Here is a 6,038-nt window from a genome sequence, read left to right as displayed (position 1 = left end):
TGCTCAAAAGACTAGCTGCTAGCTAGCTAAAAAAGATATCAAATGGGTTCTATATCAGCTTGGCTTAATCAAATCAGCGATCGCTTTCACTAATAGGTCTGGATCTACTGGTTTGGAGATATGCATTTGAAATCCTGCTGCTAGTGCTTGCTGCTGATTCATTTCCCCTGCATAAGCTGTCAGAGCGATCGCTGGTATGCGTCCTCCTTGTTGGGGCGATCGCGATCGCACTTCACGCATCAGCATATAACCGTCTGTCTTTGGCATTCCAATATCGCTAATTAAAACATCTGGTATTGACTCAGACAACGCTTGTAGCGCTTCCTGTGCTGATGCTACGGCGGTTACTTGCATACCGTAGTCTTGCAAAATGAAGGTAACTAAGTCGCGAATATCGGGTTCATCGTCCACCACCAAAATTTGAGTGTCCGAAAGGAGCGAAGATTCAAGCGCATAAGGTGAAGACTGATTCTCCTCACCGCGAACCTGTTCGCTTCTGACTAAAAGCGGTAGCTCAACAGTGAAAGTTGCACCCGCTTCTTCTCCGGGACTTTCGGCTTGAACTTTTCCCCCATGCATTTCTACAACCTTACGCACGATCGCTAATCCTAAACCTAGTCCACCAAATGTCCGTGTAGTTGTGCCATCAGATTGGCGAAAATAATCGAACACATAAGGCAAAAAGTCTGGGCTAATTCCCTTACCTGTATCGCTGACTTGAATTTGAACTTGATTATCAGCTTCCATAAGTCGAATTCCTACCCGTCCTCCTGTTGGTGTAAATTTTACCGCATTGGAAAACAGGTTCCACACAACTTGCTGGAGTCGATTTGGATCGCCCATAACTTGTGCCAAACTGGCATCAAATATGGTCTGAATTTGAATTGACTTGGCTTGTGCTGCTAGTCGTACTGTTTCTAGTGCTGCTTCCACTACCATTACCAAGCTGACTCGACAAACATTCAAGTTTAATTTTCCTTGAAGGATGCGAGACACATCTAACAAATCTTCAATTAGCTGGGTTTGTAACTTGGCGTTGCGTTCAATGGTTTCTAAAGCGTGGTTAGTAGTTTTTTCATCAAACTTGCGAGTCCGCAGCATTTTCGACCATCCCAAGACAGGATTGAGTGGGGTTCGCAGTTCATGAGAGAGAACCGCTAGAAACTCATCTTTAATTTTGTTGGCGATCTCTGCTTGTTTGCGTGCTGTCCTTTCGCGTTCGAGTAAGCGATCGCATTCTTTTTCAGCCAATTTGCGATCGGTAATATCCAGTACAAAAGCAAGACAGTTGTCTTGGGAGTTATTCAGCAAGGCTACGCCCAAAACAATCGGGACTCGTTTTCCGTTGCGGTGAACAAACTCTTTCTCGTAAATTTTGGAAATTCCAGTGGTTTGCACCTCCAAAAGGGCGCGATCGTCTAAATCTTTATACTCAACAGGAGTAAGTTCTTTCCAATTAATTCTACCTAAAGTGGCAAACTCATCACGAGTATAGCCAGCTAGTTGAAGAAAGGCATCATTGGCATCAATAATCAAGCCATCGACATTCCAAAAAGCGACCCCAATCAGGTTAGATTCAAACAAACGCCGAAATCGGGCTTCACTTTCGCGTAATGATTTTTCTGCGCGTTTGTGTTCGGTAATATCGCGACAAACAGTGATTACACCTTCAATAGTTTGCTCAACATTGCGTAATGGTGTGAGGATGTATTCATAATAATGTACCCCATTAGCAGTAACATATTTACACTCATCCTTGAGTGGCTGCCCAGTTTTCATCACAGCTTGTCGTTGATTATCTACCTGCGTTATTAGGTCTGGGGGTAAATCCAGTTCTGGCAAAGTTTTCCCGACAATATCCTGGGGCTTTAAACCTAGTACAGTTGCTCCATCACGACTGACATATTGATAGCAACCTTTGCCATTAAAGATATAAATGTGATCGACTGAGGCAGTGAGGATAGCATTTAAAATATTTGCCTGTTCTTGGACTTGGGTGGTTAGTTCGCGAGTACTTTCTTCTGCCTGCTTACACACAGTAGTTTCCATACAAACGCCGAGCATTCGGATTGCTTGCCCCTGAGCGTCATAGATAAATTTTCCCTTGGCAGAAATCCAATGTACGCTTTGGTCTGAGCGAACTATGCGAAATTCATCGTTGTAGTCAGTTCTCTGTGCCAAAGCGTAGGCGATCGCTTGCATGACAGATTGCCTGTCTTCAGGATGAACGCACTTTTTAAACGTCTCATAAGGGGCTGTAAGACTACTTGGAACTAAACCAAAAAGCAGTTCATAATTTTCCGACCAGATGACATGATTGGTAACAATATTCCAATCCCACAAGCCCATCTGGGATACATCTAGAGCTAGCCTCAGGCGTTCTTCACTCTCCCTGAGCGCTACTTCTACCTGCTTTCGCTCGGCAATTTCTTGTTGGAGTTGCTGTAAAATTTCCACCACATCTTTTGGTAGATTCAGAACTGTGGATGTATCATTCTCAATCGGGACATTCACAACTTGAATATAGGGATTTTTTACTTCTACTGGCAGTTTTCTTTTTAATTCTGTTAATTTATTCTCAAATGCTGCTTGCCTTTGTTGATAAGATATCTCTGATTGCTCTAACTCAGCTACACGCTGCCGCAGAAGTGTTAATTCATCAGTAACTTGAAAGTTAACTCGATCAACATTTGGCATTTTGTACACCGCTTATACTTGTACTTCTACTTAATAACACCGACTTGAAGACTAGGCATCCCCTAGTTTGATGAGTATCAATTTTTAATCTAAAAAATTTAATCCATCAAAAGGTATACAAACAGTTAAAAATTAAATAAAAATTACAAATTGTCAAATCTAGTTCCAATAACTGTATCATGGGCACTCCCATAAACATCAAAATCTCTGTTTTCGGCATCATGTAGATAGTGCCCACCCTAGAAAATAGCTAAATACCTAAAGAAAGTTTATCTCTTCAATCGCATGAAAGCTGCACCAATTAATAATCCCACAACCTGCCCCCAGAAGACAACACCCGATTGATTTACGCCAACAGGAGGAATATTTAAACTACCGATACCATAAAATAATTGTTGCACAAACCACCAAAATATATAGAAAAAGGCTGGAAGTTGGATAGGGATATACAAGATTATTAGCGGCAAAATGGTGTCAATTTTAGCTTTAGGAAACTTCATCACGTATGCTCCTAAAATAGCTGCGATCGCACCATTTGCCCCAATCAATGGGACTGTCAAACTTGGTTCGAGCAGAATTTGCACTACCCCTGCGATCGCGCCAGCAGTCAAATAAAATCTGAGATAGCGTCCATGTCCCAGAATATTTTCTAAAGTCTTCCCAAAAACCCACAAAAATAGGAGATTTCCCAATATTTGACTAAAACTACCATGTATAAATATTCCGAAAATTAATGAAAATGCTCGCCAAAACACAACTATCCAAGCGGCAGAGTTTAACAAAATAGTATTTGTAATTGCCCCACTAATCTGGGCTGGAATCACACCCCAACTATTGACAAAATAGCCTAATTCTCCACTAAATTCTAATTTAAGTTCCCATAAAAATACAGCCAAGTTAATGCCAATCAGCCAGTAATTAATAATCGGTTTACTTCGACAACGAATATTATCACTAATAGGAATCATTTGTCTTTTGTAATTTGTTATTTGTCATTAGTTGTTATTCCCCTCATCTACCCACTCCTCACTCCCCCAACCTGTGGCAAGATTGAAATCAGATCGCATCGCACTTAACTAGGCAAACAAGATGCTGGGAAACACACTTGTAGGAAGATACCAAATTATTAGTAACTTAGGAGGTGGGGGTTTTGGTGAAACTTTTGTGGCTTGTGATACCCAATTACCTGGTTCACCTCCATGTGTCGTTAAGAAACTCAAACCCCAGGCAAGCGATCCAGTAACTTTGGAGACAGCTAGGCGGTTATTTGATACGGAAGCACAAGTTCTGTATAAATTAGGAACTCACGATCGCATTCCCCAACTTTTAGCTTATTTTGAGGAGAATGCCGAATTCTATCTCGTACAGGAATTGATCGAAGGTCACGACCTGAGTCAAGAATTAACATCAGGTAAAACCCTAAGTCAAGAGGAAGTAATTTCACTTTTACAAGAACTTTTGGCAATCTTAGAATTTGTCCATCAACAGAATGTCATTCACCGTGATGTCAATCCTCGAAATATCCTCAGACGCCAACCAGATGGCAAATTAATCTTAATTGATTTTGGTGCAGTTAAACAAATTGCTACTCAAGTTATTACTCCCCAAGGTCAAACGCAAGCTACTGTTGCTATAGGTACGCCTGGATATATTCCTGGTGAACAAGCTCATGGTACGCCAAAACTAAGCAGTGATATCTATGCTGTGGGAATAATTGCTATTCAAGCTCTCACAGGATTATCACCAGAAGAAATAGCAAAAGATGCTGATACTAATGAAATTATCTGGCATAATCAAGCCACAGTAACACCAGAATTTGCTCAATTATTAGATAAAATGGTGTGCTACGACTTTCGGCAACGCTATCCTTCGGCAACAATGGCATTACAAGCGCTGAAAGAGTTAACACAACCACCTGCTGAAACAATAGCCTTAACCCCTATTTCTCTACCAAAAAATATAAACAAACCTCAACCAAAAAAAGGTATTTTGGGTAAAATTTTACTAGCGATATTTTTCATTGGTGTTAGCGGAGTAGCATCAATATTTATTTTGAATCACATTAATTCAAATAACGCTATAGAATTATCTAAACAAGGAAATACTCTTTTTGATTTACAACGCTATCAAGACGCGCTAGCAGTATATGAAAAAGCCGTTAATATTCGACCAGATTATGCTAAAGGCTGGAATGGTCAAGGGAAAACACTATATAAATTAAAAAAATATAAAGAAGCCCTAGCTGCGTATGATAGAGCAATTCAAATTCAGCCAGATTATTTTGAAGCTTGGAGTGGACGAGGCTTTGTGTTGGGAAATTTACAGCGATATCAAGAAGCGATCGCCTCTTTTGACAAAGCCTTACAATTAAATAATGACAACTCAGAAGTCTGGAATGCTAAGGGTGAAGCTTTCAGTAATTTAAACCAATATGACCAAGCAATTAAATCTTATGAACAGGCGATTGAACTCAAACCAGATAATTACGAAGCTTGGTACAAAAAAGGATTAGCATTACATAATTCTCAGCGATATGAAGAAGCGATCGCCGCATACCAAAAAGTCGTTGATTTAAAACCAGATTACGAGCAAGCCTGGTACAATCGGGGAAATGCACTAGTTAATTTGCAACGCTACCAAGATGCATTTACAGCTTATGATAAAGCAGTGCAATATAAGCCAGGTTATTATCAAGCTTGGTTATCAAGAGGTAATATCCTCATGAATTTACGACGTTATCCAGAAGCAATTGAATCTTTTAACCAAGTAATTAAATCCAATCCTAGTAACTATCAAGCATGGTATAACTTGGGTTGGTCACTGCATCAAAACCAACGCTATGAAGAAGCAATAAAATCTTATAAGAAAGCTGCAACAATTAAGTCAAAAGACTATCAACTCTGGTATAATCTGGGGAATTCACAATACATTTTGCAGAAATACGAAGATGCGATCGCATCTTATAATAAGGCAGTTCGTTATAAACCAGACCATTCCGAAAGCTGGTATAGCAGAGGCAATGCGCTATTAAATTTGAAACGGTATCAGGATGCGATCGCTTCTTACGATCAAGCAATCAAATACAAGCCTAATTACCAACAAGCTATAGACGGCCGCAATCAAGCCCAAATTCAACTGCAAGGTGTGCAAGGTGTGCAAGGTGAAAGACCAAAGCCTATAATCGTGCCAATTATCCCAGTTCCTAATTCCACCAATCCACCACAGACGAGGCCCTAATAAATTAACAATTGGTAAATCCGAATTACCAATTGTTAACAATAACTGTTATAGAACCCATTTGACATCTTTTACTGTGTTGAAGTAAAGTGAGCGCAAAAGTT

General features: G+C 40.1%; 3 protein-coding genes. 1 reads left to right on the top strand and 2 read right to left on the bottom strand.

Annotated features, from left to right (window positions below):
• Positions 1–54 precede the first annotated feature (54 nt).
• Positions 55–2,697: a PAS domain S-box protein gene (locus HWQ44_RS24905; protein WP_292724357.1), complete on the bottom strand. Its 2,643-nt coding sequence runs from the start codon at positions 2,695–2,697 to the stop codon at positions 55–57.
• 269 nt (positions 2,698–2,966) lie between these two features.
• Entirely contained in the window at positions 2,967–3,665 is a 699-nt protein-coding gene (locus tag HWQ44_RS24900; protein WP_292724355.1) for a rhomboid family intramembrane serine protease, read from the bottom strand.
• 121 nt (positions 3,666–3,786) lie between these two features.
• Here HWQ44_RS24900 and HWQ44_RS24895 point away from each other — a divergent pair, with 121 nt between their 5' ends.
• A complete protein-coding gene (locus HWQ44_RS24895) occupies positions 3,787–5,934 on the top strand; it encodes a serine/threonine-protein kinase (RefSeq protein WP_292724353.1) in 2,148 nt (715 codons plus the stop codon).
• Positions 5,935–6,038: the final 104 nt, after the last annotated feature.

Source organism: Nostoc sp. JL34, from assembly GCF_017114945.1.
Taxonomy (GTDB): domain Bacteria; phylum Cyanobacteriota; class Cyanobacteriia; order Cyanobacteriales; family Nostocaceae; genus Nostoc.
Note: the sequence above shows the minus strand (reverse complement) of the source record. Positions and strands in the feature narration are given on the sequence as shown.